This window comes from Phreatobacter sp. AB_2022a (assembly GCF_026847585.1).
GTDB lineage: Bacteria > Pseudomonadota > Alphaproteobacteria > Rhizobiales > Phreatobacteraceae > Phreatobacter.
Map to the genome: position 1 here is coordinate 1 of NZ_JAPSET010000051.1, position 23,756 is coordinate 23,756.

The 23,756-nt window shown below is 70.6% G+C and carries 24 protein-coding genes; 7 read left to right on the plus strand and 17 right to left on the minus strand.

The window, feature by feature from the left end; translation table 11 throughout:
- The 3 genes from OZ671_RS26635 to mobA all read left to right on the plus strand — a co-directional run.
- On the plus strand, window positions 1-823 hold an 823-nt coding region (locus OZ671_RS26635; RefSeq protein WP_268863517.1), incomplete at its 5' end, for an Mrp/NBP35 family ATP-binding protein.
- Window positions 824-953: 130 nt separating this feature from the next.
- Window positions 954-1,529, plus strand: coding sequence for a hypothetical protein (locus tag OZ671_RS26640; RefSeq protein ID WP_268863518.1), 576 nt, complete (start codon window positions 954-956; stop codon window positions 1,527-1,529).
- Window positions 1,529-2,149, plus strand: coding sequence for a molybdenum cofactor guanylyltransferase MobA (mobA, locus tag OZ671_RS26645; RefSeq protein ID WP_268863519.1), 621 nt, complete (start codon window positions 1,529-1,531; stop codon window positions 2,147-2,149). The genes OZ671_RS26640 and mobA overlap by 1 nt, the downstream gene beginning before the upstream one ends.
- A 59-nt stretch (window positions 2,150-2,208) precedes the next feature.
- Here mobA and OZ671_RS26650 read toward each other — a convergent pair whose 3' ends face one another.
- Together OZ671_RS26650 and OZ671_RS26655 are read right to left on the minus strand one after the other, a co-directional pair.
- Entirely contained in the window at window positions 2,209-3,462 is a 1,254-nt protein-coding gene (locus tag OZ671_RS26650; RefSeq protein ID WP_268863520.1) for a molybdopterin molybdotransferase MoeA, read from the minus strand.
- 294 nt (window positions 3,463-3,756) lie between these two features.
- On the minus strand, window positions 3,757-4,770 hold the full coding sequence (locus OZ671_RS26655; RefSeq protein ID WP_268863521.1) for a zinc-binding alcohol dehydrogenase family protein: 1,014 nt from the start codon (window positions 4,768-4,770) through the stop codon (window positions 3,757-3,759).
- 119 nt (window positions 4,771-4,889) lie between these two features.
- Between OZ671_RS26655 and OZ671_RS26660 the strand changes: the two genes are divergently transcribed.
- From OZ671_RS26660 to OZ671_RS26670, 3 genes are read left to right on the plus strand one after another with little or no spacing between them, the layout of a single operon-like run.
- Window positions 4,890-5,273, plus strand: a complete 384-nt coding sequence (locus tag OZ671_RS26660) for a winged helix-turn-helix transcriptional regulator (protein ID WP_038314089.1) — start codon at window positions 4,890-4,892, stop codon at window positions 5,271-5,273.
- Window positions 5,270-5,509, plus strand: a complete 240-nt coding sequence (locus OZ671_RS26665; RefSeq protein ID WP_268863522.1) for a sulfurtransferase TusA family protein — start codon at window positions 5,270-5,272, stop codon at window positions 5,507-5,509. Before OZ671_RS26660 ends, OZ671_RS26665 begins: the two co-directional genes overlap by 4 nt.
- A 32-nt stretch (window positions 5,510-5,541) precedes the next feature.
- Entirely contained in the window at window positions 5,542-6,096 is a 555-nt protein-coding gene (locus OZ671_RS26670) for a DUF2478 domain-containing protein (protein WP_268863523.1), read from the plus strand.
- An 88-nt stretch (window positions 6,097-6,184) separates the two neighbouring features.
- Here the strand turns inward: OZ671_RS26670 and OZ671_RS26675 are convergent, their stop codons facing one another.
- Together OZ671_RS26675 and OZ671_RS26680 are read right to left on the minus strand one after the other, a co-directional pair.
- The gene (locus OZ671_RS26675; protein WP_268863524.1) at window positions 6,185-7,576 is read right to left on the minus strand and encodes an FAD-binding oxidoreductase; all 1,392 of its coding nucleotides are present in this window, start codon (window positions 7,574-7,576) and stop codon (window positions 6,185-6,187) included.
- A 95-nt stretch (window positions 7,577-7,671) separates the two neighbouring features.
- Window positions 7,672-8,520: a metallophosphoesterase family protein gene (locus tag OZ671_RS26680; RefSeq protein ID WP_268863525.1), complete on the minus strand. Its 849-nt coding sequence runs from the start codon at window positions 8,518-8,520 to the stop codon at window positions 7,672-7,674.
- 186 nt (window positions 8,521-8,706) lie between these two features.
- Between OZ671_RS26680 and OZ671_RS26685 the strand changes: the two genes are divergently transcribed.
- Window positions 8,707-9,864 (plus strand): MalY/PatB family protein, encoded by a 1,158-nt coding sequence (locus OZ671_RS26685; RefSeq protein ID WP_268863526.1) that lies wholly within the window; start codon window positions 8,707-8,709, stop codon window positions 9,862-9,864.
- Between the two features lie 12 nt (window positions 9,865-9,876).
- Here the strand turns inward: OZ671_RS26685 and OZ671_RS26690 are convergent, their stop codons facing one another.
- From OZ671_RS26690 to OZ671_RS26755, 13 genes are all read right to left on the minus strand, one after another.
- Window positions 9,877-10,947 carry an LLM class flavin-dependent oxidoreductase gene (locus OZ671_RS26690; protein ID WP_268863527.1) on the minus strand — a complete coding sequence of 357 codons (1,071 nt, stop codon included), beginning with the start codon at window positions 10,945-10,947 and terminating at the stop codon, window positions 9,877-9,879.
- Window positions 10,948-10,959: 12 nt separating this feature from the next.
- Window positions 10,960-11,886, minus strand: coding sequence for an ABC transporter substrate-binding protein (locus OZ671_RS26695; protein WP_442957132.1), 927 nt, complete (start codon window positions 11,884-11,886; stop codon window positions 10,960-10,962).
- Between the two features lie 98 nt (window positions 11,887-11,984).
- Entirely contained in the window at window positions 11,985-12,920 is a 936-nt protein-coding gene (locus OZ671_RS26700) for an ABC transporter substrate-binding protein (RefSeq protein WP_268863529.1), read from the minus strand.
- 42 nt (window positions 12,921-12,962) lie between these two features.
- Window positions 12,963-14,765, minus strand: a complete 1,803-nt coding sequence (locus tag OZ671_RS32000; protein ID WP_328286402.1) for an amino acid ABC transporter permease/ATP-binding protein — start codon at window positions 14,763-14,765, stop codon at window positions 12,963-12,965.
- A 19-nt stretch (window positions 14,766-14,784) separates the two neighbouring features.
- On the minus strand, window positions 14,785-15,342 hold the full coding sequence (locus OZ671_RS26715) for a GNAT family N-acetyltransferase (protein WP_268863530.1): 558 nt from the start codon (window positions 15,340-15,342) through the stop codon (window positions 14,785-14,787).
- A gap of 14 nt (window positions 15,343-15,356) precedes the next feature.
- Window positions 15,357-16,565, minus strand: coding sequence for a M20 aminoacylase family protein (locus OZ671_RS26720; RefSeq protein WP_268863531.1), 1,209 nt, complete (start codon window positions 16,563-16,565; stop codon window positions 15,357-15,359).
- Window positions 16,562-17,905 carry an LLM class flavin-dependent oxidoreductase gene (locus tag OZ671_RS26725; protein ID WP_268863532.1) on the minus strand — a complete coding sequence of 448 codons (1,344 nt, stop codon included), beginning with the start codon at window positions 17,903-17,905 and terminating at the stop codon, window positions 16,562-16,564. Before OZ671_RS26725 ends, OZ671_RS26720 begins: the two co-directional genes overlap by 4 nt.
- Window positions 17,906-17,937: 32 nt before the next feature.
- Window positions 17,938-18,939 carry an MsnO8 family LLM class oxidoreductase gene (locus OZ671_RS26730; RefSeq protein ID WP_268863533.1) on the minus strand — a complete coding sequence of 334 codons (1,002 nt, stop codon included), beginning with the start codon at window positions 18,937-18,939 and terminating at the stop codon, window positions 17,938-17,940.
- A 74-nt stretch (window positions 18,940-19,013) separates the two neighbouring features.
- Window positions 19,014-19,436 carry a 4Fe-4S dicluster domain-containing protein gene (locus OZ671_RS26735; RefSeq protein ID WP_268863534.1) on the minus strand — a complete coding sequence of 141 codons (423 nt, stop codon included), beginning with the start codon at window positions 19,434-19,436 and terminating at the stop codon, window positions 19,014-19,016.
- Window positions 19,433-21,046: an FAD-dependent oxidoreductase gene (locus tag OZ671_RS26740; protein ID WP_268863535.1), complete on the minus strand. Its 1,614-nt coding sequence runs from the start codon at window positions 21,044-21,046 to the stop codon at window positions 19,433-19,435. The genes OZ671_RS26735 and OZ671_RS26740 overlap by 4 nt, the downstream gene beginning before the upstream one ends.
- Window positions 21,043-21,798: an ABC transporter ATP-binding protein gene (locus OZ671_RS26745; protein ID WP_268863536.1), complete on the minus strand. Its 756-nt coding sequence runs from the start codon at window positions 21,796-21,798 to the stop codon at window positions 21,043-21,045. The genes OZ671_RS26740 and OZ671_RS26745 overlap by 4 nt, the downstream gene beginning before the upstream one ends.
- Window positions 21,771-22,733 (minus strand): ABC transporter permease, encoded by a 963-nt coding sequence (locus tag OZ671_RS26750; protein ID WP_268863537.1) that lies wholly within the window; start codon window positions 22,731-22,733, stop codon window positions 21,771-21,773. Before OZ671_RS26750 ends, OZ671_RS26745 begins: the two co-directional genes overlap by 28 nt.
- Window positions 22,730-23,701: an ABC transporter substrate-binding protein gene (locus OZ671_RS26755; protein WP_268863538.1), complete on the minus strand. Its 972-nt coding sequence runs from the start codon at window positions 23,699-23,701 to the stop codon at window positions 22,730-22,732. Before OZ671_RS26755 ends, OZ671_RS26750 begins: the two co-directional genes overlap by 4 nt.
- Between the last annotated feature and the right edge of the window lie 55 nt (window positions 23,702-23,756).

Consider the following 23,756-nt stretch of genomic DNA (forward strand, 5'->3'; position numbering starts at 1 on the left):
CCCGACACGGGCCGCCACCATTCCCGGCATCCGCAACGTCATCGCGGTCGCCTCCGGCAAGGGCGGCGTCGGCAAGTCGACCACCGCCTGCAATCTGGCGCTCGGCCTCGCCGCGGAAGGCCTGAAGGTCGGCATTCTCGACGCCGACATCTACGGCCCGTCGCTGCCGAAGCTCCTCGGCCTCTCCGGCAAGCCGCGGGTGATCGAGGGGCGCACCCTCGCCCCGCTCGAGCGGTTCGGCCTGAAGGTCATGTCGATCGGCTTCATGGTCGACGAGGAAACCCCGATGATCTGGCGCGGGCCGATGGTGATGAGCGCCATCACCCAGATGCTGCGGGAGGTCGCCTGGGGCGATCTCGACGTGCTGGTGGTCGACATGCCGCCGGGCACGGGCGATGCCCAGCTCACCATGGCCCAGGCCACCCCGCTCGCCGGCGCGGTCATCGTCTCGACGCCGCAGGACCTCGCCCTGCTCGACGCCCGGCGCGGCGTCGCCATGTTCCGCAAGACCGAGGTGCCGATCCTCGGCATCGTCGAGAACATGAGCTATTTCCTGGCGCCCGATACCGGCAAGCGCTACGACATTTTCGGCCATGGCGGCGCGCGCCAGGAGGCCGGGCGCCTCGGCGTGCCCTTCCTCGGCGAGGTGCCGCTCGACATGAACCTGCGCGAGCGCTCGGATGCCGGCGAGCCGGTGGTCGCGATGGCGCCGGACGACCCGCAATCGCGCGTCTACCGCGACATGGCCCGGCAGGTCTGGGCGGCGCTCTCCGGCGCCGGCGGCCTCAAGCAGAAGGCCGCGCCGACGATCATCATCGAATGATGGCGGGCTCATCGCGTCCGGCCGGGCGGACTGGCGGGCCCGCTGCATCGGGACCTCCCGTGGTTCGAGGCTCGCCTGCGGCTCGAACCACGGCCCTGCTCCATGCAGGCCACCTTCCGCGGCCCGCGCCATGACCGATAGCTCCCAGCCCCCCGAACGGCTCATGCGGCAGATCGAGCCGGGCGAAAGGCTCGTCTGGTGGGACCGGCCGGTGCGGCTGCGGCTCGCCCGCCGCGCCATGTGGCAGGAGATGCCGGTCGGCGTCGCGGCGACCGGCTTCGCCGCCTTCTGGCTCAGCAAGACCGCGGGCGCGCCGCCCCCCTTCGCCTATGCCGCCCTGCCGCCGCTCGCCTATGGCCTCTGGTCGCTGTCGGCGCCGCTGCGCGCGGCGCTCCGCGGCGGGCGGACGCTCTATGCGCTGACCGACCGGCGCGCGCTGATCCTGGAGGGCCGGGCAACGCGCGCCTTCGCCCTCGCGCGGATCGAATTCGTCGACACGAGCGGCCTCGCCTTCGGCGCGGACGGCCATGTCATGTTCCAGCGCACCTATCTCGGCCGGTTGGCGACCCCGGAACACCTGCGCTTCCGCTACAGCAAATCCGGCTTCATCGGCGTGCGGCATGCCCGCGAGGTGGCCCGGACGCTGCGCGACCTGTGCAATCGGGCGCGGGCCGGCGCGGCGCCCCGTGCAACGGAGGCCGCCTGATGCCTCCGACCCTCGGCGTCCTCTTGGCCGGCGGGCTCGCCCGGCGCATGGGCGGCGGCGACAAGCCGATGAAGACGGTTGGCGGCCGCTCGATCCTCGACCGCATCGTGGCGCGGCTCGCGCCGCAATGCGACGGGCTGATCGTCAACGCCAATGGCGACCTCGCGCGGTTCGGCTTCCTCGGCCTGCCGGTCGTCGCCGACGACGTGCCCGGTTTCGCCGGGCCGCTCGCCGGCATTCTCGCCGCGCTCGACTGGGCCGCCGGGCACCGGCCCGACATCGCCTGGGTCCTGTCGGCGGCGACCGATACGCCCTTCCTGCCCGCAGACCTCGTGTCGCGGCTGCATGCGGCGCGCGCGGCGGCCGGCCAGCCGCTCGCGGCGGCGCGCTCGGGCGACCGGACGCACCCGGTCATCGGGCTCTGGCCGGTCAGGCTGCGCACCGATCTGCGCCACGCCCTCGTCGTCGAGGACGTCAGGCGGGTCGACCGCTGGACCGCCCGCCACGGCGTCGCCGAGGCGGTCTGGCCCGCCGATCCCTACGATCCCTTCTTCAACGCCAATGCGCCCGCAGATCTCGCCGCGGCCGAAGCCATCGCCGCGCGCCATCCGGACGCCTGACCTCGCTCCGCGATCGGACGGGGCACGCCGGAAGCGGCCAAGGCCCGGGCAGGCTCGGCTTACCGGAGCAGCGCATAGGGCAGGAAGCCCGCCATGTCGCCGGGCTGGACCGCGGTGACCGTCTCGCCGAGCTCGACGAGGCCGTCGGTCTCGGTGAGCGAGGTGATCATCCCGGCCCCGTCGCGCGGGTGCTTGACCGCCTCCACCACGCCGTCGGCGGCACGCGCCAGCATGACCCGGACATATTCGCGCCGGCCGGCCTTCTTGGCATGGGTGAAGGTCAGCCGGACGGGCAGAGCCGGCGGCGCCTCGGGCCGGCCGCCGCCGAGTGCGCACAGGAAGGGCCGCACGACATGGGCGAAGGTGACGAAGACGGCGACCGGATTGCCCGGCAGGCCGATGAAGGCCGTGCCGCCGACGACGCCCATGGCCACCGGCCGCCCCGGCTTGATGGCCAGGCGCCAGAAGGTCAGGCTGCCGGCCGCCTCAACCGCTGCCTTGACGTGGTCCTCCTCGCCCATCGAGACGCCGCCCGAGGTCAGCACCAGGTCGTGGCCATGCGCCGCGGCGGCGAGCGCGGCGCTGACCGCGGCGCGGTCGTCGGGCAGGATGCCGAGATCGGTGACGGTCGCGCCGAGCCGGCACAGCAGCGCCTGCAGCGTGAAACGGTTGGAATCGTAGAGTTCGGCCGGTCCGAGCGGCCGGCCGGGCGAGACGATCTCGTCGCCGGTGGAGAAGATCGCGACCTTCACGCGCCTGCGCACGGTGATCTGGGTCAGGCCGAGGGCGGCGATGAGCGCGATGGCTTCCGGCGTGATGCGCCGGCCGGCGGCGAGCGCCAGCCGGCCGCGCGCCAGGTCCTCGCCCGCCGGGCGGCAATTGGCGCCCGCCTTCAGGCCGGGCGGCAAGCCGACGCGCTCGCCCGCGAGGCGGACGTCCTCCTGCATGAAGACGGTATCGGTGCCGGCCGGCATGGGCGCGCCGGTGAAGATGCGCACCGCTTCGCCCGTCGCGGCCGGCCGGTCCGGCGCCGTGCCGGCGGCGACGCGGCCGGCCAGGGCGAGTTCCGTCACCCCTGCCGGGTCGAGATCGGCAAAACGCACGGCATAGCCGTCGACGGCCGAGTTGAAGAAGGGCGGCAGGTCGATCGGCGCGAAAATATCCTCGGCGAGGATGCGGCCATCGGCTTCGAGCAGGCCGAGGCGCTCGGTCTCGGCGACCGGCGACAGGTTGGCGGAAACCCGGGCGATCGCGTCGTCGACCGACAGAAGAGCGCTGGTGAGGGCGAAATGGTCGGGGGAAAGCTGCGCCATGGCCGCAAGCTCTAGCACAAACCCCGACCCGTCACCCGCCGGCCGGGCGCAGCCTCCTGCCCGGCCGGTCGATGTCGAGACCGCGAGCGGCGTGCCTGAGCGCCGAGACGGCAAGGCCGCGCGCTCAGCGGCGCGACCACCTTGACCGGCAAGGCAGGTCTTGCCCGCCTCGCTCCACCCGGCAAGCCGACGACCTTCGTCCGATTGCGCCGTTGCGGCCGCCGCGGCCATTGGCTGGCCACGGCAGCCCGGGCCGCGTCATCCCGGCACCGATGATGCCGGAATGCGCTCCCATCAGAAGCCGGCGAGGACGATCTTGCCGCGCGCCGTGCCGGTTTCGACATGGGCGTGGGCGCGCTTCAGATTGGCCGCGTTGATCGTGCCGAAGGTCTCGGTCAGCGTCGAGCGGATCCGCCCGGCATCGACGAGCCGGGCGGTCTCCCCGAGCAGGCGGTGCTGAGCCTCGATATCGACCGTGCCCTGCACGGGACGCGTGAACATCAGCTCCCAATGGAACGACAGGCTCTTGGACATCAGCGGCATGACGTCGAGGCTCGGCGCATTGTCGATGGCGCCGACCCGCCCCTGCGGCGCGATCAGCGCGGCGATATCGGCGAGATGGCTCGCCGTATGCGTGGTCGAAAAGACGAGCCCCGGCGCGCCGAGGCCGAGCGCCGCAACCTGTGGCGCAAGCTTTTGGCGATGATCGACGACGTGGTGGGCGCCGAGCCCGCGCACCCAGTCGCGGGTTTCGGGGCGCGAGGCCGTGGCGATGACGGTGAGATCGGTGAGCTGGCGGGCAAGCTGGATGGCGATCGAGCCGACCCCGCCGGCGCCGCCGACGATCAGCAGCGCGGGCGCCGCGCCTGGCACCGGCCGGCTGACGTCGAGCCGATCGAACAGCATCTCCCAGGCGGTGATGGTGGTGAGCGGCAGGGCCGCGGCCGCTGCGAAATCGAGCGATGCCGGCTTCGGCCCGACGATCCGCTCGTCGACCAGCTGGAACTCGGCATTGGAGCCGGGCCGGTTGATGGCGCCCGCGTAGAAGACCGCGTCGCCCGGCTTGAACAGGCGGGCTTCGGGGCCGGTGGCGGCCACCACGCCCGCAGCGTCCCAGCCGATCACTTTCGCCGCGCCGGGCTCGGGCGGGGTCGAGGCCCGTACCTTGACGTCGACCGGATTGACCGAGACGGCGCGCACTTCGACCAGCAGGTCCCTGCCCGTGGGCACCGGTCTCGGCAGGTCGAGGTCGATGAGCGCGGCCTCCGCCGCGATCGGCAGGTTCTCACGATATCCGACGGCACGCATGGGCATCTCCTTCATCCAGGTGCAGGAGACGAGATGCACAGTAGCTTGCAGGCTCGCAAGAACGCACATATTTCGCCTATAGTGTCGAAACTGATACTGTCGACCTTGAGGAGCAACGCATGCCAAACCCGCGTCTGCGCAAGCTCGGCAACTGGCCGGGCTGCCCGGTGGAAGGCGCGCTGTCGCTGATCGACGGCAAGTGGAAAGGCGTCATCCTGTTCCACCTGCTGGAGGGCACGCTGCGCTTCAACGAGCTGCGCCGGAAGGTGCCGCGCGTCACCCAGCGCATGCTGACCAACCAGCTGCGCGAGCTGGAGGCCGACGGCCTGGTGGTGCGCACGATCTATGCGCAGGTGCCGCCGAAGGTCGAATATTCGCTGTCGCCGCTCGGCCTCAGCCTCGAACCCGTCATCAGTGCGCTGAAACTGTGGGGCGACAACCACCTGCGCGAGATCATGCGCCGGTTCGAGGCCCGGACCGCACCGGCGGAGCATGCGGCATGAACGAGACGGCGCTCGACCTGCGCGGCCTGAAATGCCCCCTGCCGGCCCTGAAGACGCGCAAGGCGCTCGCCGCGGTGGCCTGTGGCGATCTCCTCGTGGTCACCTGCACCGACCCGATGGCGGCGATCGACATTCCCAATCTGGTGCGGGAGACCGGCGACAGCCTGGAGGGCCAGGACCGGCAGGAGAGGCTCTTGGTGTTCCGCATCCGCAAGCGCCCGGCACCGGCGCTTTGACTGATGGCGGCGGCAACGGCAAGCTGGCGGCGATGACCCCTTGCAAATCCCCCTCCCTGCTCGCCGCCGTGGTCTATGGCCCGGACGACGACTGCGACCAGATGCTCGCCGATTTCGCCCACGGCCTCGCCGCCAGCGGCATCGCGGTGGCCGGGCTCGTCCAGATCAACGGCAGCGACGCCTCCTGCGAGACCATGGACATGGAGCTCGAGGATCTCGACACCGGCCGGCGCATCAATATCTGCCAGGAGCTCGGCAGCGGCAGCGCCGGCAGCTGCCGGCTCGACCCGACCGGCCTCGCCGAGGCCGCCGGGGCGTTGAAGGCCGCGCTCGACAAGCCGCTGGACCTCGTGGTGATCAACAAGTTCGGCCGGATGGAGAGCGAGGGCCTCGGCCTCATCGCCGAGATCGGCGACGCCGTGGCGGCCGGCCGGCCGCTCGTCATCGGGGTGCCGCGGCGCTTCGCCGACGCCTGGGACGCATTCGCCGGCGGCATGGACGACAAGCTCGCCTGCCGGATGGAGGCGCTCGCCGGCTGGTGGGCCGCCCACCGCCAGGCAGCGACTCCGGCTGCCGCAACAGCTTGAGATTTTACATCAATTCCTTTCGTTTTATCGATTTATATCAATTCGATAAGAAATTTTCCTCAAGCGCGGCACGAGCCCTCGTGCTTGCTCACGAGGTCCTCGGCGGCAGCACCTTGCCCGGGTTGAACAGGCCGTTCGGGTCGAGGGCGTCCTTGATCAGATGCATCACGTCGACCGCCTCGCCATGCTCGGTGCGCATGAACTTCATCTTGCCGATGCCCACCCCGTGCTCGCCGGTGCAGGTGCCGCCGAGCTTCAGGGCGAGGTTCACCATGCGGTCGTTGATGGCACTGGCGAGCGCCAGCTCGTCCGGGTTGTCGCGGTCGATCTGCATGGCGAGGTGGAAATTGCCGTCGCCGACATGACCGACCATGGCGGTGAAGAACGGCGCCTGGGCGCAGTGCTTGCGGGTCTCGCGGATCACCTCCGCAAGCGCCGAGATCGGCACGCAGACATCGGTGCCCCAGCCGCGCGCGCCCGGACGCAGGGCGCGCAGTGCCCAGTGGAAGTCGTGCCGGGCCTGCCAGAGCCGCGCGCGCTCGTCCGGATCGGTCGACCGCCGCCAGCCCGTCGCCCCCTCGCCGCGGGCGATCTCCTCGACCAGCACGGCCTGTTCCTCGACGCTCGCGGCGCTGCCGGCAAATTCGAGGAACAGCGTCGGCGTCACCGGCAGGTCCAGCTTGGAATAGCCGTTCACCGCCTCGATGGCGCGGTCGTCGAGCAGTTCCATGCGCGAGACCGGCAGGCCCATCTGGATGGTGGTGATGACCGTATCGACCGCGGCCTCGACGGTCGGGAAGGCGCAGATCGCCGCCGCCATCACCTCGGGAATGCCATAGAGGCGCACGGTCACCTCGGTGATGATGCCGAGCGTGCCCTCCGACCCGACGAAGAGCCCGGTCAGGTCATAACCCGCCGAGGACTTCTTGGCGCGCGAGCGGGTCCGGATGACGCGTCCGTCGGCCAGCACCACGGTGAGGCTCACCACATTCTCGCGCATCGTGCCGTAGCGCACCGCATTGGTGCCGGAGGCACGGGTCGCGGCCATGCCGCCGATCGTGGCGTCGGCGCCAGGGTCGATCGGGAAGAACAGGCCGGTATCGCGCAGATGCGCATTGAGCTGCTTGCGGGTGACGCCGGCCTGCACGGTCGCGTCGAGATCCTCCGGCCGGACGGCGAGGATCTGGTTCATGCCGGTGAGGTCGATCGATACGCCGCCCTGCAGCGGGATCAGCGCGCCCTCCAGCGACGAGCCGGCGCCATAGGCGACGACCGGCGTGCGGTGGGCGGCGCACAGTTTGACGATGCCGGCGACCTCCTCGGTGCTCTCCGGCCGGCAGACGGCGTCCGGCAGGCGCGGCGGATGGGATGATTCGTCGCGGCCGTGCTGCGCCCGATCGGATTCCGAGGTCGACACCCTGGCGCCGAGAAGCGCCTTGAGGGCGTCGAGCAGGGCGGGCGCGAGAGCAGAGGCGGACATCGGGAAGGCTCCGGGGCGGGACAGGCACTCCCCTCCAACTACACCAAGGCCGGCCAAAGCCCATCAGGCAAAGCGCATGACGCCTGTGCAGAACCTCAGCCGGGGCGCCGCGTCTCCACCTGCCAGGCAAAGCCGTCCGCGGCGCGGGTGACGGTGACGAGATTGAAGGACGCCGGATCATCGTGGCCATGGCCCGCCGCCGAGGCCGAAGCCGCCCCGATCAGCGCGATCCGGCCATGCGCGCCCTGCCAGTCGACGCGACAGGCCTTGTGCAGGTGCCCGTGCAGGATCACCGGACAGCCATGGCGGTCGGCGAGACCGAGCAGCGCAGCGCCGTCGCGCAATCGCTTCAGCCGCGACAGGCCGGGCGCGACGGGCGGATGATGCATGGCGATGACCGGCAGGCAGCGCTGCCGGTCGAGGCCGGCGAGCAGCCGGTCGAGGCGTGCGAGCTGCCCGGCCCCGAGCGCGCCTTCGGCGGAGAACAGCCAGGTGGGCGTGCCGGTGCACAGCGTCACCAGCGCCACGTCGCCGACCCGGTCGAGCCGCGGAAAATGCGCCCTGATGTCGCCGCGCGGCTCTGCCGGGGCGAGCCAGCCGGCAAGGCCGGCGCGGATGCGCGCCGGCGCATCACGGGTGTAGAGGTCGTGGTTGCCGGGCGCCCAGGCGACCTGCCCGGCCGGGCCGAGCGCCGCGAGCGCCGCCGCCGCCGCCCGCCATTCGGTCTCCTGACCGAGCTCGACGAGATCGCCGGTCACCACCATATGGTCGGCCCCCGCATCGCGCACCGCCGCGAGCGTCCGCCGCAGCAGCGCGGCCTCGTGCGCGCCGCGCTGGCGTGCCCAGTTGATCCAGCCGAGCACCGGCTTCAGCCGCCATGGCGGCGCGAGGGGAAACGGCACCGGCCCGATATGCAGGTCGGAAAGATGGGCAATGACGGTCACGGCGGATTCGCTTCGACAGGATGCCGCCACTCTGGCCCATGGCCGGCAGGGATGTCACGGCGGAGCGCGCGCCGGGCTGAAATGGCCTGCCAGGATCGCGCCGAAAAACGGAAAATTCTGTCCTTGCCGCCGATACGATCAGGTGCGACTGCTGCGGCCAGTGCCCGGATATTGCGACAGCCCGCCATGACCTCCGTCTTCGACATTCCTTTCGACCGCAAGGCCACGACCGACTGCAAGAAGTGGCACTATTATCCCGACGGCGTGCTGCCCATGTGGGTGGCGGACATGGATTTTGCCGCCGCCGAACCCGTTCTCGCCGCCATCAGGCAGAGGCTCGACCATCCGGTCCTCGGCTATGCGAACCCGCCGGATTCGCTGCGGGAGGCCATTGTCGGCGCATTGCGCGACTGGCATGGCTGGGCCGTCGATCCCTCGGCCCTCGTCTTCCTGCCGGGCGTCGATCCCGGCGTGAACATGGCCTTCAAGGCCTTTCTCGCCCCCGGCGACGGCGTCGTCGTGCAGACGCCGCTTTACCGTCCGCTGCTCAATGCGCCGAAACATTGGGACCTCCAGCGCATCGACGTGCCTATCGTGCCGGCTGGCGCCGGCTTCGATATCGATGCCGAACGGCTGAAACCGGCGCTCGCACGGGCGCGCGCGCTGCTCCTGTGCAACCCGCATAACCCGACGGGCCGCGTGCTCACCAGGGCCGAGCTGAGCTTCCTCGCCGCCGAATGCGAGCGCTCCGACCTCCTGATCGTCTCCGACGAGATCCATTGCGACCTCGTCCATGCCGGCGCGCGCCATATTCCAATCGCGACGCTCGGCCCCGAGATCGCGGCCCGCACGATCACGCTGATGTCGGCGAGCAAGACGTTCAACATTCCCGGCCTGAAGACGGCTTTCGCCATCGTTCCGAACCCCGACCTGCGCAAGCGGTTCGAGGCGGCCCGCCTCGGCATGGTCGACAGCAACAACCTGCTCGGGCTGGCGGCGACGGAAGCCGCCTACCGCTCGGGCCGGCCCTGGCGCGACCAGCTCATGGCCTATCTCGCGGCCAATCTCGATCACCTCGAAGCCGAGATCGCCGCCCGCTTTCCGGCCATCACCTTCCGCCGCCCGGAAGCCACCTTCCTCGCCTGGCTCGACTGCAGCGCCCTGGGGCTGAAGCCGACGCCCCACGCCTTCTTCCTCGACAGGGCCCGGATCGGCTTCAGCGCGGGCGAAGAGTTCGGCCGCGAGGGCTTCGGCCATGTCCGGATGAATTTCGGCACGCCGCGCGCCCTGCTCGACGAGGCGCTGGCGCGGATGAGCGCGGGCCTCGCCGCCATCGGCGCATGAACGGCCGGCCGGTCAGAGGCCACGCCGCAGCGGCGTGACATTGGCCGGCAGCGGCCGTGCGCCCGCCGCCTGCCGGCCAGGCGCCCAACCCAGGAACGGCGCGACCTGGCGGGCAAAGTCGGTCAGGATCTGGACATAGTCTTCGTAGGCGAAATTGTAGGGCAGCTCCAGGCGCAGCTCGCGCGTCGCCGCGACGACCGGTTCGGTCAGCAGGTGCAGCACGATCTCGTCGGCGCTGCCGACGAGATCGGCTGCGAACTGGACGCGCCGCTCGCCCTGCGGGCTCAGCGTCCGGCCATGGCGCTCCGCGGCGAAGGCGCGATAGCGCTCGCGGGTCCGCCCGTCGGCGCCGTTGAGCGGCAGGATGACCCTGCCGACCGCGATCGTGGCATCGGACAGCGCGCGGAACCGGGCGACGTGATCGCGCTGCGTCGCGACGAAACCGCTCGTGTCGCCGGCGAGGTTGATATTGCCGATGAGCAGATTGAACCCGTTGCGGGCCGCCCATTCGACCGACCGCGTCGAGCCCGCGCTGAGCCAGAGCCGTTCGGTCAGGCCGGGCGCGACCGGGCGGATCGCCGGGCGCATGCGGCCGGCGGCCGAGCTGATGAAGGTCTCGTCCGAGCCGATCAGTTCGCCGCGCAGATTGCCGACCAGCCGCTCGAGCCGGCTGTAGGACTGATCGCCGCCGTCACCCTCGTCACCGTCGCGGAAGCGATTGCCGAGCAGCCGCGCATGTTCGGGCGGCGCGGCGCTGAGCCCGACCTGCAGCCGGCCGCCGGAGAGCAGGTCGGCCGTCGCCAGGTCCTCGGCGAGGCGGAAGGGATTCTCGTAGCCCATCTGGATGACCGCCGTGCCGAGCGCGATGGTCCGCGTGCGCTGGCTGGCCGCCGCCAGCATCACCGTCGCGGAGGAAATGCTGTGCTCGAGATGGCGCTGCCTGATCCAGGCACCGTCGAAGCCGAGCGCCTCGCCTGCCGCAATGAGGCGCAGCGTATCCTCGAGCCCGCGGGCGGGATCGCCGGGCGGATAGGTGCCGGGCACGAGGAAGCTGATCCGCTCGAGTTCGACAGTCCTGGTCACGGCCACCTCCCCTCAATGACTCGGCAGGCCGGGAGGATTGATCTCGGAGCGCGGCAGCGCCTCGTCCTCCAGCGACCAGCGTGCCAGGATCTCGCCATATCGGCCGGACTGGATGAGGCCGTTGATCGCCGTCGTCAGCGCGCCGGCAAGGCCCGCGCCCTTGCGCGTGGTGATCGCGACGTCCGAGCGATCCGGCCAGCCGGCGCTGAGCACGCCGACCTTGCGGATGTTGCGATCGCGCGCCGCGATGAACAGCAGTTGCGAATGCGGCTGCACGATCACGTCCGCGCGGCCAGCCTGCAGCGCCAGCAGGCTGGTCGGCTGGTCGTCGAAATAGAGGAGCGAGATCGGCCTGAGGCCGGCGGCGACGTTGCGCCGGCTCCATTCCAGCAGGATGCGCTCCTGATTGGTGCCGGCGCCGACGACGATGCGCAGTCCGGCGGCATCGGCCGGCTCGCCGATGCGCGTGACCTGGCTCGCCAGCGGCGCGAAGAAGCCGTGCAGCCCCTGCCGGTAGGTGGAGAAATCGAACTTCTCCTTGCGCTGCTCGGTGACGCCGACATTGGAGATCACCGCATCGTATTTGCCGGAGGCGAGCCCGAGCGGCCAATCGGCCCAGGCGACCGGCACCAGGTCCAGCCGGAGGCCGAGACTGTCGGCGACGGCCTGGGCGATGTCGGCATCGGCGCCCACCACGGTGCGGGCATCGGTGGCGTAGGTGGCGATCGGCGGCACGGAGGGCGCGATGCCGACCGTGAATACCCCCGGCGTGACGAAACGATAGGCCGGGGCGATCGCGGCGACGGCTTCGGGGTTTCGCGCGGCGCGCGGGCGGGATGCCTGGGCCGGGCTGAGATCGAAAGTGGCGGAAGGCGCTTCGGACGCCGCCGCAGGCGCAGCGGCCGTGCCAAGCAAGGCGACGGCGAGGCCCCAGCGCAGCCAACGGGATCGGCGCGCGAACCATCGCCTGGACGACGGCGGAAGGGACGACCGGAAAGGCATGGACTTTCTCTCTGGCAGGGGAAGCGGCCGGCGGCTCAGCTCTTCGGCAGGCCCGGCGGATTGGTGCGCGAGTGCGTGATCGCCTCCTGTTCGAGCCCCCAGCGGGCCAGTGCCTTGCCGTAGTTGCCGTTGGCGATCTGGGCGTTGAGGGCGGCCGTGATCGCCTCGGCGAGCCCCGCGCCCTTGCGGGTGGTGACGGCGATCTCGGCGGTCAGCGGCCAGCCGCCGGACAGCGTACCGGCCAGGCGCGTCTTGCGGTCGAGCGCCGCCCGGTAGGACAGCAGCGCATGCGGGCCGAGATAGGCATCCGCCCGCCCGCTCTGCAGCGCGAGCTGGAGCACCGCATCGTCGTCGTAATACTGGATCTCCGAGGTCCTCAGGCCAGCGGCCTCGTTCTGCCGGATCCAGTTGATGAGGATGCGCTCCTGGTTGGTGCCGGAGGAGACGATCACCTTGAGCCCGGCGACGTCCTTCGGCTCGCGGATGCTCTGGATCGGGCCGTCCTGGCGGACGAAGAAGGCGAGCAGGTCGTTCCGGTAGGTGGAGAAGTCGAGGCGCTCCTTGCGCTCCTCCGTCACCGTGACGTTGGAAATGACCGCGTCGAAGCGGCCGGACTGAACGCCGAGAGGCCAGTCCGCCCAGGCGGTGAGGACGATGGCGAGATCGAGGCCGAGGCTGTCGGCGACGAGCTGGCCGAGATCGGCTTCCGAGCCGACGACGGTGCGGTTGTCGGTGGCGATCGTGCCGAACGGCAGGCGGCCCGCGGCAATGCCGACAGTGAACTTGCCGGGCGCGACGAAGCGGTATTGCGGCGAGATCAGCCTGATCGCGTCCTCGACGCGCTGTGCCCGGACCCGCCCCTTCTGTTCGGGCGAGAGGTCGGCCTCGGCGGCGAGCACGGGTGCTGGCATCGGCAGGCCGGCCATGGCGGTGCCGGCGAGAAGGCTGACGACGAGACGGCGGGAGAGCATGGCGGCTGTCCTTCTTCGGGAAATGCGGGCCGGGGGCGCCGATCAGAGAACCTTGGCGAGGAATTCACGCGTGCGCGGATGGCTGGGCGCATCGAGCACGCCTGCCGGCGGCCCCTGCTCCAGGATCTGGCCGCGCTCCATGAACACGACCTCGTCGGCAACCTCGCGGGCAAAGCCCACTTCATGGGTGACGATGACCAGGGTGACGCCGGACCGCGCGAGCTCCTTGATCACGTCCAGCACCTCGTTGACGAGTTCAGGGTCGAGCGCCGAGGTCGGCTCGTCGAAAAGCAGCACCTTCGGCTGCATGGCGAGCGCCCGGGCGATCGCCACCCGCTGCTGCTGGCCTCCCGACAATTGCCGCGGATAGGCGTTCTCCTTGTCGGCGAGGCCGACGCGGGCGAGCAGGTCCCGGGCAAGCTCCACGGCGGCGACGCGGTCGAGCCGGCGCACCGCGACGGGAGCTTCGACGATGTTTTCGAGCACCGTCAGGTGCGGGAAGAGATTGAAGGTCTGGAACACCATGCCGACATCGGCGCGGCGCTTCCGGATGTCGCGCTCCTTCAGTTCGTGCAGCGCGTCGCCCTCCTGGCGGTAGCCGATGAACCGGCCGTCGACGGCGATATGGCCCGCGTCGATCGGCTCCAAGTGGTTGATCGAGCGCAGCAGCGTCGACTTGCCCGAGCCCGACTGGCCGAGAATGACGGTGACGCTGCCGGGCCTCAGCGTCAGATGCACCCGGTCGAGCACCTTCAGCGCCCCGAAGCTCTTGGAGACGTTGTGGATCGTCACCTGGCCGCCGCGCCGGGCCTCCTCGCCTGAGGCGCGTCGCCGCCGGGGCGCCGGCGCGGCCAGCGTGGCCGGCGTGGCGGCGGCGAGCGGCAGGCCATCGGGCACGAAACGCAGCCTGCCGAGCCAGCCGACCAGCGTGCGGATGACCGGCGGCGGCGGATTGCGCACCGCGCCGCGTGCATAGTGGCGCTCGATGAAATACTGGACGGCCGAGAGGACCGAGAGCAGGACGAGGTACCAGACGGTCGCCACCATCAGGAGCGGGATGACCTCCAGATTGCGGCGGTAGATGATCTGGATCGTGTAGAACAGCTCCGGCAGCGCCAGGATGTAGGCATTCGAGGTGCCCTTGGCGAGGCCGATAATGTCGTTGAAGGCCGGCGGCACGATCGCGCGCATCGCCTGCGGCAGCACGATCCGGAATGCCTGGCGCGAACGCGGCAGGCCGAGTGCCGCAGCCGCCTCCAGTTGCCCCTGGTCGACCGACAGAAGGCCGCCGCGGATGATCTCGGAGGTGAAGGCCGCCTGGTTCAGCGTCAGGCCGATGATGGCGGCCGCGAAGGGCGTGATCAGCTGCGTCGTCTGGTAGGAGAAGAAGCTGATGCCGGTGAAGGGCACGCCGAGCGCCACGGTCTCGTAGAGATAGCCGAGATTGTTGAGGATCAGCAGCAGCACGATGAGCGGGATCGACCGGAACAGCCAGGTGAAGGTCCAGGACAGGGCCGCGAGCAGCGGCGAGCCGGAGACGCGCGCCAGCGCCAGTGCGGTCCCGAGGGTGAAGCCGAAAAAGGCCCCGAGCACAGTCAGGAGCAGCGTCCGGCCGAGCCCGAGCAGCACCGGCTCGGCGAAGAACCATTCGGCGAAGACGTCCCAGCCCCAGCGCGGATTGGCGAGAACGGAATGCAGCACGAACGCGATCACCAGCGCCGCGAAGACGGTGCCGGCGGTCCGGCCCGGATAGCGTGCCTTGACGATCCGATAGGATCCCGAAGGCGGCGCCGGGTTCTGCGGCGGCGCGCTGGCAACACGCGTGGCATCGTTGACGAGGGTCATGAGCGTGGATCCCGAAAGGTCAGGCGGCACGGCTGCCCGAGGCCGCCGTGCCCGGCGCATCGGGCCGGTCGCCCCTGGCCGGGCGCGCCGCCGCCGTCAGCACCTTGGTGAAGGGCAGCTTCTGCAGCGTTTCCGGATCGGCCTTCGGATCGAACTCGGCGCGGTAGCCGTTGGCGAGATAGAGCCCGACCGCCTCCGGCTGGCGGAAACCGGTGGTCAGATAGAGGCGCCGGTAGTCCTGGCGCAGCGCCTGGGCCTCGAGCTCGGCCAGCACGCGCGCCGCCAGCCCCTGCCGGCGCAGGTCGCGCCGCGTCCAGACCCGCTTGAGCTCGGCCGTGATCGCGTCGTAGCGCTTGAAGCCGCCGCCGGCGATGGCCTCGCCGTCGCGCACGAGCAGCAGGAAATTGCCGTCCGGTGGCGCGAAGGCGGCGGGCGGATAGCGGTTGAGCTCGACCACCGCCCCTTCCCGGCCGGGAATATTGCCGTAGCGGCTGTCATATTCGTGGATGAGGTCGTCGATGAGCGGCCTGGCGCGCGGATCGAGCGTGGTCGTGTAGAGAACGGTGATGGCGCTCATCGGTGCGAACCCTTTCAGGAGACGGAAGCGGCGGCGGCCAGGGCCGGCGCGGCCAGGAAGCGCTCGGCCAGGGCGGCCCAGAAGGCGGCGGCCGGCGCGATGATCGCGTCGTTGAAATCGTAGCGGGGGCTGTGCAGCGGCGCCGAAGGCCCGTTGCCGACGAAGATGAAGGCGCCGGGCCGCCGCTCCAGCAGGAAGGCGAAGTCCTCGCTCGCCGTGCGTGGCGCGAAATCGGCGACGACCGCCTGCGGCCCCTGTGTCGCAAGAAGGGTCTCGCGCGCGAAGGCCAGGGCGCCGGGATCGTTGACCACGGCGGGAAAGCCGCGCTGGTAGCTGATGTCCGCCTCGGCGCCGAAACTTGCCGCCTGCGCCTCGACAAGGGCGGGCAGCCGGCGCTCGACGAGGTCGCGGACATGCGGCTGGAACGTCCTGATCGTCGCCTTCAGGTCGACATGGTCGGGAATGACGTTGGCGGCATCGCCGCCATGGATCGCGCCGATCGTCACCACCGCCGCCTCGCGCGGATCGACATTGCGTGAGACCAGCGTCTGCAGGGCGGTGACGACATGGGCGCTGGCCACGACCGGATCGACCGCATGCTGCGGCTCGGCGCCGTGCCCGCCCTTGCCGCGGACGCGGATCAGCGCCCGGTCGACCGCGGCCATGGCTGCGCCCTCGACGAAGCCGAACCGGCCGGCCGGCACGCCTGGCCAGTTGTGCAGGGCGAACACCGCCTCGACCGGAAAGCGCTCGAACAGCCGATCGCCGAGCATCGCCCGAGCGCCGCCGCCGACCTCCTCGGCCGGCTGGAAGAACAGGTGCAGCGTGCCGTCGAAACGCCTGGTCTCGGCAAGATAGCGTGCTGCGGCGAGCAGGATCGCGGTGTGGCCGTCATGGCCGCAGGCATGCATGCGCCCCTTCTGGCGGCTCGCATGGTCGAGCCCGGTCGCCTCGTCGATCGGCAAGGCGTCGAAATCGGCCCGGATGCCCAGTCCCCGCCCTGCCCGCCCCGACCGCAGGGTGCCGACGACGCCGGTCCGCCCGATGCCACGGGTGACCTCGTAGCCCCAGCCCTCGAGCAGGCCGGCGATCCGCGCGCCGGTCCCGTGCTCCTCGAAGGCGAGCTCGGGCCAGCGGTGCAGGTCGCGCCGGAGCACGATGAAGTCGTCGACGAAGCCGTCGATCGCCCGCCGGATCGGGTCGCCGGTCACGTGAACGGTCATTGGCCGGCCGCCCGGCGCGGCGCAGGCTGCTCCGCGGCGTGGCGGCTCGCCTTGCGCGGCAGCCCGAGATGGTCGCGCAGCGTCGTGCCGGGCAGGTCCCTGTCGTAGCGGCCGAGCGCCTCCAGCTCCGGGATCACCAGCCTGACGAAATCGTCGAGCCCTTCGGCAATCACCGGGAAGCCCAGGATGAAGCCGTCGGCCGCGCCCGCATCGATCCAGCGCGCGAGTTCGGCGGCGATGTCCTTGCCCGTGCCGATGAAGTTGGGCTTCGGCGTCGCCGCCTCGAGCGCGACCTGGCGCAGCGACAGGCCGCGCGCCCTCGCCCGCTCCTTGATCCTGTCGGTGGTGGAGCGGAAGCTGTTGCGGCCGATGTCGCCGAGCTCCGGGAACGGCGCGTCCAGCGCATATTGGCTGAAGTCGTGATGGTCGAAATAGCGGCCGAGATAGGCGAGCGCCTCCTCGATCGTGATGAGGTTCTTGATCGTCTCGTATTTGGCCTCGGCCTCGGCCAGGGTCTCGCCGACGATCGGCCCGATGCCTGGATAGATCTTCACCGCCTCCGCCGGACGGCCATGCGCCACGGCGCTCGCCTTGACCTGGCCGAGGAAGCCGCGCGTCTCCTCGAGCGAGGGCGAATGGGTGAAGACGGCGTCGGCATATTTGCCGGCGAGCTTGATGCCGGTGTCCGAGGAGCCGGCCTGAAAAATGACCGGCTGGCCCTGCCGCGAGCGGCCGATGTTCAAGGGGCCTTCGACCTGGAAGAAGCGTCCCTTGTGATCGAGACGGTGCAGCTTGCCGCGGTCGAAGAAGCGGCCCGTCGCCCGGTCGCGCACGAAGGCGTCGTCATCCCAGGAATCCCAGAGCCCCTGCGCCACTTCGAGGTATTCGTCGGCGATCGCGTAGCGCAGCTCGTGTTCGGGATGCGGCCGGCCATAGTTGCGCCCCGAGCCTTCGAGCGGCGAGGTCACGACGTTCCAGCCGGCCCGGCCGCCGCTGATCTGGTCGAGCGAGGCGAACTGCCGCGCGACCGTGAAGGGGTCGGAATAGGAGGTCGACACGGTCCCGGCGAGGCCGATCTTGGTCGTGCGCGTCGCCAGCGCCGACAGGATGGTCAGCGGCTCGAAACGGTTGAGGAAATGCGGGATCGACTTGTCGTTGATGTAGAGCCCGTCGGCGACGAAGGCGAAGGCGATGCCGGCGGCTTCCGCCTTGAGCGCGGTGGCGATGTAGAAGTCGAGATTGACGCTGGCATCGACAGGGCTCGACGGATGGCGCCAGGCATTCATGTGGCCGCCCGGCCCCTGCAGCATGATGCCGAAACTGATCTTGCGCTTGGTCATGGATCTTGCGTCCCCTGATCTGTCGGCATCGCTCAGGCCGCGGCGGTCAGCCGCCGGCCGGCAATGCGCTCGATGCTGCCGATGCGCCGCTCCGCCTCCGCCACCGGCGTGTCGATGATGAATTCCTCGACGCCGAAGCGACGGCTGAGCCGGTCGAGCTCGCGGCGAACCTCGTCGGCCGTGCCGGCGATCACCTGCGGTTCGGCCGGCTCGATCGAATAGGTCTCAGCGCCGACCTGGCGGGCGAATTCGCTCGCCTGGTCGAGGCTCGCGACGTTGAACCGGCGGCCGTCGGGCAGCGTCAGGCGGAAGATGCGCACATGCGCCACCGCCTCCCTGGCCTTCGCGGTGGATGTGTCGGCATAAGCGAAGACGGCCAGCGACGGCGCGCGGCCGGCCAGCGCCCGATAGGCCGCAAAACTCGTCTCGATGCTCTCGACATCACCGTTGAAATGGCCCGCGAAGGTGAAGTTCCAGCCGAGCTCGGCCGCCAGCCGCGCCGTCTCCTCGCTCGCGCCGAGCAGGAAGCGCTCGATCCGCGCCGGCACCTGCGGATGGGCGATCGCCCCGCTCAGCGGGTGGCCGTCAGGCAGGCTCCCGTCCAGGAAGCCGTGGAGGTCGCGGAGCTGCGCGCCGAAGCCGGGCCGGCCGTCGCCGCCATGCTTGGCCTGCAGCGCCCGTGCCGTGATCGGCAGCCCGCCCGGCGCCTTGCCGATGCCGAGATCGACGCGCCCGGGTGCCAGCGCCGACAGCACCTTGAACACCTCGGCCACCTTGAAGGGACTGTAGTGCTGCAGCAGCACGCCGCCGGTGCCGATCCGGATCGACCGCGTGCGCGCCAGCAGATGGGCGGCGAGGATTTCCGGCGCCGAGCCGGCGAGCCCCGGCGAACCGTGATGCTCGGCCAGCCAGAGCCTGGCATAGCCGAGCGCCTCGGCGGCTTCGGCAAACCGGATGCTGGTCTGCAAGGCATCGACGCCGTTGCCTGACGGCGCTACGGGGCTCTTGTCGAGCAGGCTGATCGTATAATTCATCCGACATTCTTCGCCACATCTGATCCTGCAGATCATAAGAATTGCGTCGGGAATGTCCGTCCAAATACTTTACCCTATCGAGACTCTTCTTCCACTCCGGCGCGTGTTGCTAAAATTTCCTGCGATGCGCCGGTTTCCGCCCGAGCGCGCGCCGCACCCGCCGCCTCCGCGGCCCGACGGAACACCGTCTCCATGCGCCATTGCTCATTGGGATAGAGATCTTGCCATTCGTCCCAGCCGGAATGCCGGCGGTAGCGGCCGAGAAAGCCGGCCGCCAGCACGTGGGCCTGGTCCACCGCCACCGCCCGCTCGCAATCCGGGTCGACATAGAGCGCGTCGGCGCGGCAGTAGAGCTCGCACATGAAGCAGGTCTGGCAATCGTCGGGCCGGGCAATGGCGGGCGCGCCCTGCCCGGCACGCTCGAAGACATTGGTCGGGCAGACATCGACGCAGAGATTGCAGGCGGTGCAACGTTCCGCGACCAGCAGCGCGATCATGACACGGGCTCCAGCTGCGACCGGGGACCGGCGGCGGTCTCGACGGCGATCACAACCTCGTCGAGGCCGCGTGCGAGCAGACGATGACCGAGACCGGGGTCGAGCGCGGGACGATCCGCGCGGATATGCATGCCGCGCGTTTCCGCACGGACGAGCGCCGACGCCACCGACCAGCGTGCCGACGCGATCAGTGCGGCCAGCTCGCGCTGGCGCAGCGGTTCGGCTCGGCCATCGCCATGGCGGCCGAGCTCCGACCACGCGGCATCGAGCGCCGTGCGCGCGGCGATGAGGCCAGGCGCCGAGCGGAACAGGTTCCGGTCGTAGGGATGCATGGCGTCCTTCACCGTCCGGGCGAGCGCGGGAAGGTCGAGCGGGCGAGCGCCGCCGGCCGGTTGCAGGCCGGCGCGCCCGAGCGGCCGCAGGGCGCCGCGATCCGCTGCCCCGACGCGCCGGGCATGGGCCGCCGCGGCGCGCCCGGCCCAGATCCCCGATGACAGCGCCCAGGCCGAATTGACATTGCCGCCGCCCGACGAAGCGCCGGTGACGCGCTCGCGGCTCGCATTGTCGCCGGCGACATAGAGGCCCCGGACCGTGGTGGCGCAGTCTCGCGTCGCGACATGCACGCCGCCGATGCCGCGAATGGTGCCGTCGGTATGCAGCGTGACCTCGAACCGATCGCGATAGGGATCGATGCCGAAGCGCTCGAAGACCAGGGGCACATTGGGCGAAATGGTGTGGAGGCGGTCGCGCACATCCTGCGGCAGGCGCGCGAGCGAGCAGTAGACCGGCCCGCGCAGCAGGGCGCGGGCGATCTTCAGCGTCTGGTCCGGCCCGAAGGGCGCATCGATCGCCCGGCCGTCGCCGTCGTAATAGTCGGCGAAGGCATAGGACATGGTGCGGGTCATCGTGGAACGGCGCGGCGCGATCGTATAGGCCGCGGTGAACTCCATGCCCGACAAGGCAGCGCCGGCCTCGGCGGCCATGAGGTAGCCGTCGCCGGTATTCGTGCGCGCGCCGAGGAGATGCGACAGGAAGCTCGTGCCGCCGGCGGCCAGGATGGTCGCGCCCGCCGTCACCATCCACCGGCCTCCCCCGGCCTGCCGCCGCAGGCCGCGTGCGCCGGCCACGGCCCCGTCCCCGTCGGCCACGAGCTCCATGGCGGGATGATGATCCAGGATGGTCACTCCGGCCGCCAGGGCCTGCGCCCTCAGCGCGCGCATATATTCCGGACCGCGCACCGCCCGGTAGTTGACGATGCCGCGGTCGTCGGGCGTGAACCGGTAATGCCGGCCCAGCCCCGGCAGCCGCCGGAACGTCTCGTCGATGATCGCTTCCATCCAGTCCGGGTCGGCGAGGCCGAAGGCGATGGCCTGGCGGCCGGCGATCGCGCGCCGGCGCGCCTCGGGCGGATCCGGCGGCGCCCACCAATGGCCCGGCCCGGCCGTCGCGGTGACGCCGCTCGTGCCGCAATAGCCCTTGTCGACGAGGACGACCGAGGCACCCTCGCGGGCGGCCGCCTCGGCCGCCCAGGCTCCGGCCATGCCGCCGCCAATGACCAGGACGTCGGCACGAAGCGCCAGATCGTCCGCCGCTTGACGCGCCCCGCTCATGCCGCGCGCGCCGCCCCGGCACCGGGCGTCGCCACGCCCAGCCAACCGAGAATATCCTGGCGCAGGGCGGCGAATATACCGGTATCGCGGCTGCGCGGGCGCGGCAGGTCGACACGGATATCGTGGCCGATGCGGCCGTCGGCCATCACCAGGACGCGATCGGCGAGAATCAGGACTTCATCGACGTCATGGGTGACCAGCAGGATGGCGCAGCCGTGCCTTTGCCAGAGCTCGCCGACGAGCGCCTGTGCCTTGAGGCGCGTCAGCGCGTCGAGCGCGCCGAACGGCTCGTCGAGCAGCATCAGGTCGGGGTCGCGCACCAGGGCGCGGGCGAGCGAAGCGCGCTGCGCCTCGCCGCCCGACAGAACCTTCGGCCAGACGTCGGCGCGGTGGGACAGCCCCACCTCGGCCAACGCGGCATCGGCCCGCGCCCGGCTGCCACCCGGCAGGCCGAGCACCACATTGCGCCAGACCGGCTTCCACGGCATGAGCCGTGGCGCCTGAAAGGCCACCGCCACCTTCACGGGCACCTGCACCTCGCCCGCTATGTCGTGGTCGAGATTGGCGAGCACCCTCAGGAGCGTGCTCTTGCCGCAGCCGCTGGCGCCGACCAGCGCGACGAACTCGCCGGCGGCGATGTCGAGAGCGAGATCGCGGATGACCGCCCGGTCGCCGAAGCGCCGCGTCAGGCCGCGCACGGTAACGGCCGCCGGCCGGTCCGGCGTCAGGCCCCCGTGAATGCCGGTCGCCATGACAGGAAGATCCTTTCGAGGAGACGGACGACGAGGTCGACGGCGAGGCCAAGCAGCGCATAGACGGCAAGGCAGACGACGATCACGTCGGTCTGGAAGAATTCGCGGGCATTGCTCATCAGAAAGCCAATGCCGGCGGTGGCATTGACCTGCTCGCCGAAGACCAGCGCCAGCCAGGCGACCCCGAGCGCGTAACGCAGCCCGACCAGGGCGCTCGGCAAGGCACCGGGCAGGACGACATGCCGGATCAATCCGGCCCGGCTGAGGCCGAGTGTCCGCCCGGCATCGACCAGCGCCTGGTCGACGTTGCGGATGCCGGCATAGACGTTGAGATAGATCGGGAACGAGGTGGCGAGCGCGATCAATGCGATCTTCGGCGGTTCGCCGATGCCGAACCAGATGATCAGCAGCGGAATGAGCGCAATGTTCGGCACCGTGCGCAGCATCTGCACGGTGGCGTCGATCAGATCCTCGCCGACCTTGAACAGGCCCGAAAGGACGGCCAGAACGAGGCCGGTCGCGCCGCCGATCGCGAGCCCGGCAAGCACGCGGCCGAGCGAGGCGGCCATGGCGTCCTGCAACTCGCCGGTCGACCAGAGCGCCGCGGCGCTGGAGAGGACACGCACGGGACCGGCGAGGGCCTCCGGCGGCAGCAGTCCCGTGACCGACAGGCCATGCCAGAGCGCGACCAGGAGGACGGGGCCGATCGCCCGCCGCAGGGCGCGCGGCAGGCGGTGCCGCGCCGCGGCGGCAGGCTTGATCGCGACCATCGCGATGGAGCGCGACCGACCCGGACCGGCATCCGGGCGCAGGGCCGCGGCGGGCGCCTTCGTGCCGGTCGGGATCGCCGGCGCGACCGAGGCGATCGGCCCCATCGCCATCGCAGCCACCAGTTCCCGCTCCGAGCTCAGCACGGCCGCGCCATCGCTCCTCATGCCGGACCTCCGACCGCGAGCGCGCGATAGACATGCCGGTCGAAATCGATGTCGCCGCCGAGAATGCCGACCGACCGCCAGGTCTCGAAGGTCTTGCGCAGGCGCGCGACGAAGACGTCGTCGATCGCGACACGCCGGTGACTCGCCTCGTCCTCGTAGAGCGCGGCGGCGATCTGGTCGTCCTGCCGGGGAAATGTCTTGAACCAGGCGATATGGGCCGCGCGATTGTCGCGCGACCATTGATAGCCGCGGTTGACCCGTTCGGAGAGGTCGGCGATCGCCGCGACCTTGCCGGGATCGCGCAGGGCCGAGGCTGTCGCGCTGTAGACGAACAGGCCGGAATTGATGCCCTTGCCGTCGGACAGCACGCGGCCGCCCAGCACGCCGCGCACGCGCGCCGCATAGATGCCCCAGGTCGCCCAGGCATCGATGCTGCCGGCCGCGAAGGCCGCGCCGGCATCGACCGGATTGAGGAAGGCGAGCTTGACGTCCTCCGCCGTCAGGCCGGCGCGGCGCAGTTCGCCGACGACGAGATGATGCGCCACGCTGCCGCGGGTCGTCGGCGAGATGGTCTTGCCGCGCAGATCCGCGAGGGAGCCTGCCGTGCTGCCGCGCGGCACCAGGAGATAGGTGCCCCGCCCGCCATTGTCCCAGGCCGCGACGGCCGTTGCCGGCGAACCGTTGGCAATGGCGCTGACGGTCGGGGAATCATTGGCGCCGCCAATGTCGATCGCCCCCGCCTTCAGCGCTTCGTGCAGATGGACGGCGGCCGGATAGACCGACCATTCGATGCGGTAGGGCAGATCGTCGAGGAGGCCGGCCGCCTTCAGCTTGCTCTGCTGCTGGCCGACCTGGTCGCCGACCCGCAGCGTGACCTTGCTCAGATCGGGTGCGGCCCGCAGGACATGCGGGGCGAAAAGCGTCCCGCCGGCGACGAGGCCGAAGCCGCGGCGCGTCAGTACAGTCATGCGACGTCTCCTGCATCATAGGCTCCCGTTTAGGGTTCTGCCTGTTCAGGTCGAC

Excerpts from the sequence above, each read along its gene's own strand:
- OZ671_RS26640 (WP_268863518.1), top strand. The coding sequence starts at position 954 with ATGACCGATAGCTCCCAGCCCCCCGAACGGCTCATGCGGCAGATCGAG.
- mobA (WP_268863519.1), top strand. The coding sequence starts at position 1,529 with ATGCCTCCGACCCTCGGCGTCCTCTTGGCCGGCGGGCTCGCCCGGCGC.
- OZ671_RS26650 (WP_268863520.1), bottom strand. The coding sequence starts at position 3,462 with ATGGCGCAGCTTTCCCCCGACCATTTCGCCCTCACCAGCGCTCTTCTG.
- OZ671_RS26655 (WP_268863521.1), bottom strand. The coding sequence starts at position 4,770 with ATGCGTGCCGTCGGATATCGTGAGAACCTGCCGATCGCGGCGGAGGCC.
- OZ671_RS26660 (WP_038314089.1), top strand. The coding sequence starts at position 4,890 with ATGCCAAACCCGCGTCTGCGCAAGCTCGGCAACTGGCCGGGCTGCCCG.
- OZ671_RS26665 (WP_268863522.1), top strand. The coding sequence starts at position 5,270 with ATGAACGAGACGGCGCTCGACCTGCGCGGCCTGAAATGCCCCCTGCCG.
- OZ671_RS26670 (WP_268863523.1), top strand. The coding sequence starts at position 5,542 with ATGACCCCTTGCAAATCCCCCTCCCTGCTCGCCGCCGTGGTCTATGGC.
- OZ671_RS26675 (WP_268863524.1), bottom strand. The coding sequence starts at position 7,576 with ATGTCCGCCTCTGCTCTCGCGCCCGCCCTGCTCGACGCCCTCAAGGCG.
- OZ671_RS26685 (WP_268863526.1), top strand. The coding sequence starts at position 8,707 with ATGACCTCCGTCTTCGACATTCCTTTCGACCGCAAGGCCACGACCGAC.
- OZ671_RS26700 (WP_268863529.1), bottom strand. The coding sequence starts at position 12,920 with ATGCTCTCCCGCCGTCTCGTCGTCAGCCTTCTCGCCGGCACCGCCATG.
- OZ671_RS32000 (WP_328286402.1), bottom strand. The coding sequence starts at position 14,765 with ATGACCCTCGTCAACGATGCCACGCGTGTTGCCAGCGCGCCGCCGCAG.
- OZ671_RS26715 (WP_268863530.1), bottom strand. The coding sequence starts at position 15,342 with ATGAGCGCCATCACCGTTCTCTACACGACCACGCTCGATCCGCGCGCC.
- OZ671_RS26720 (WP_268863531.1), bottom strand. The coding sequence starts at position 16,565 with ATGACCGTTCACGTGACCGGCGACCCGATCCGGCGGGCGATCGACGGC.
- OZ671_RS26725 (WP_268863532.1), bottom strand. The coding sequence starts at position 17,905 with ATGACCAAGCGCAAGATCAGTTTCGGCATCATGCTGCAGGGGCCGGGC.
- OZ671_RS26730 (WP_268863533.1), bottom strand. The coding sequence starts at position 18,939 with ATGAATTATACGATCAGCCTGCTCGACAAGAGCCCCGTAGCGCCGTCA.
- OZ671_RS26735 (WP_268863534.1), bottom strand. The coding sequence starts at position 19,436 with ATGATCGCGCTGCTGGTCGCGGAACGTTGCACCGCCTGCAATCTCTGC.
- OZ671_RS26740 (WP_268863535.1), bottom strand. The coding sequence starts at position 21,046 with ATGAGCGGGGCGCGTCAAGCGGCGGACGATCTGGCGCTTCGTGCCGAC.
- OZ671_RS26745 (WP_268863536.1), bottom strand. The coding sequence starts at position 21,798 with ATGGCGACCGGCATTCACGGGGGCCTGACGCCGGACCGGCCGGCGGCC.
- OZ671_RS26750 (WP_268863537.1), bottom strand. The coding sequence starts at position 22,733 with ATGAGGAGCGATGGCGCGGCCGTGCTGAGCTCGGAGCGGGAACTGGTG.
- OZ671_RS26755 (WP_268863538.1), bottom strand. The coding sequence starts at position 23,701 with ATGACTGTACTGACGCGCCGCGGCTTCGGCCTCGTCGCCGGCGGGACG.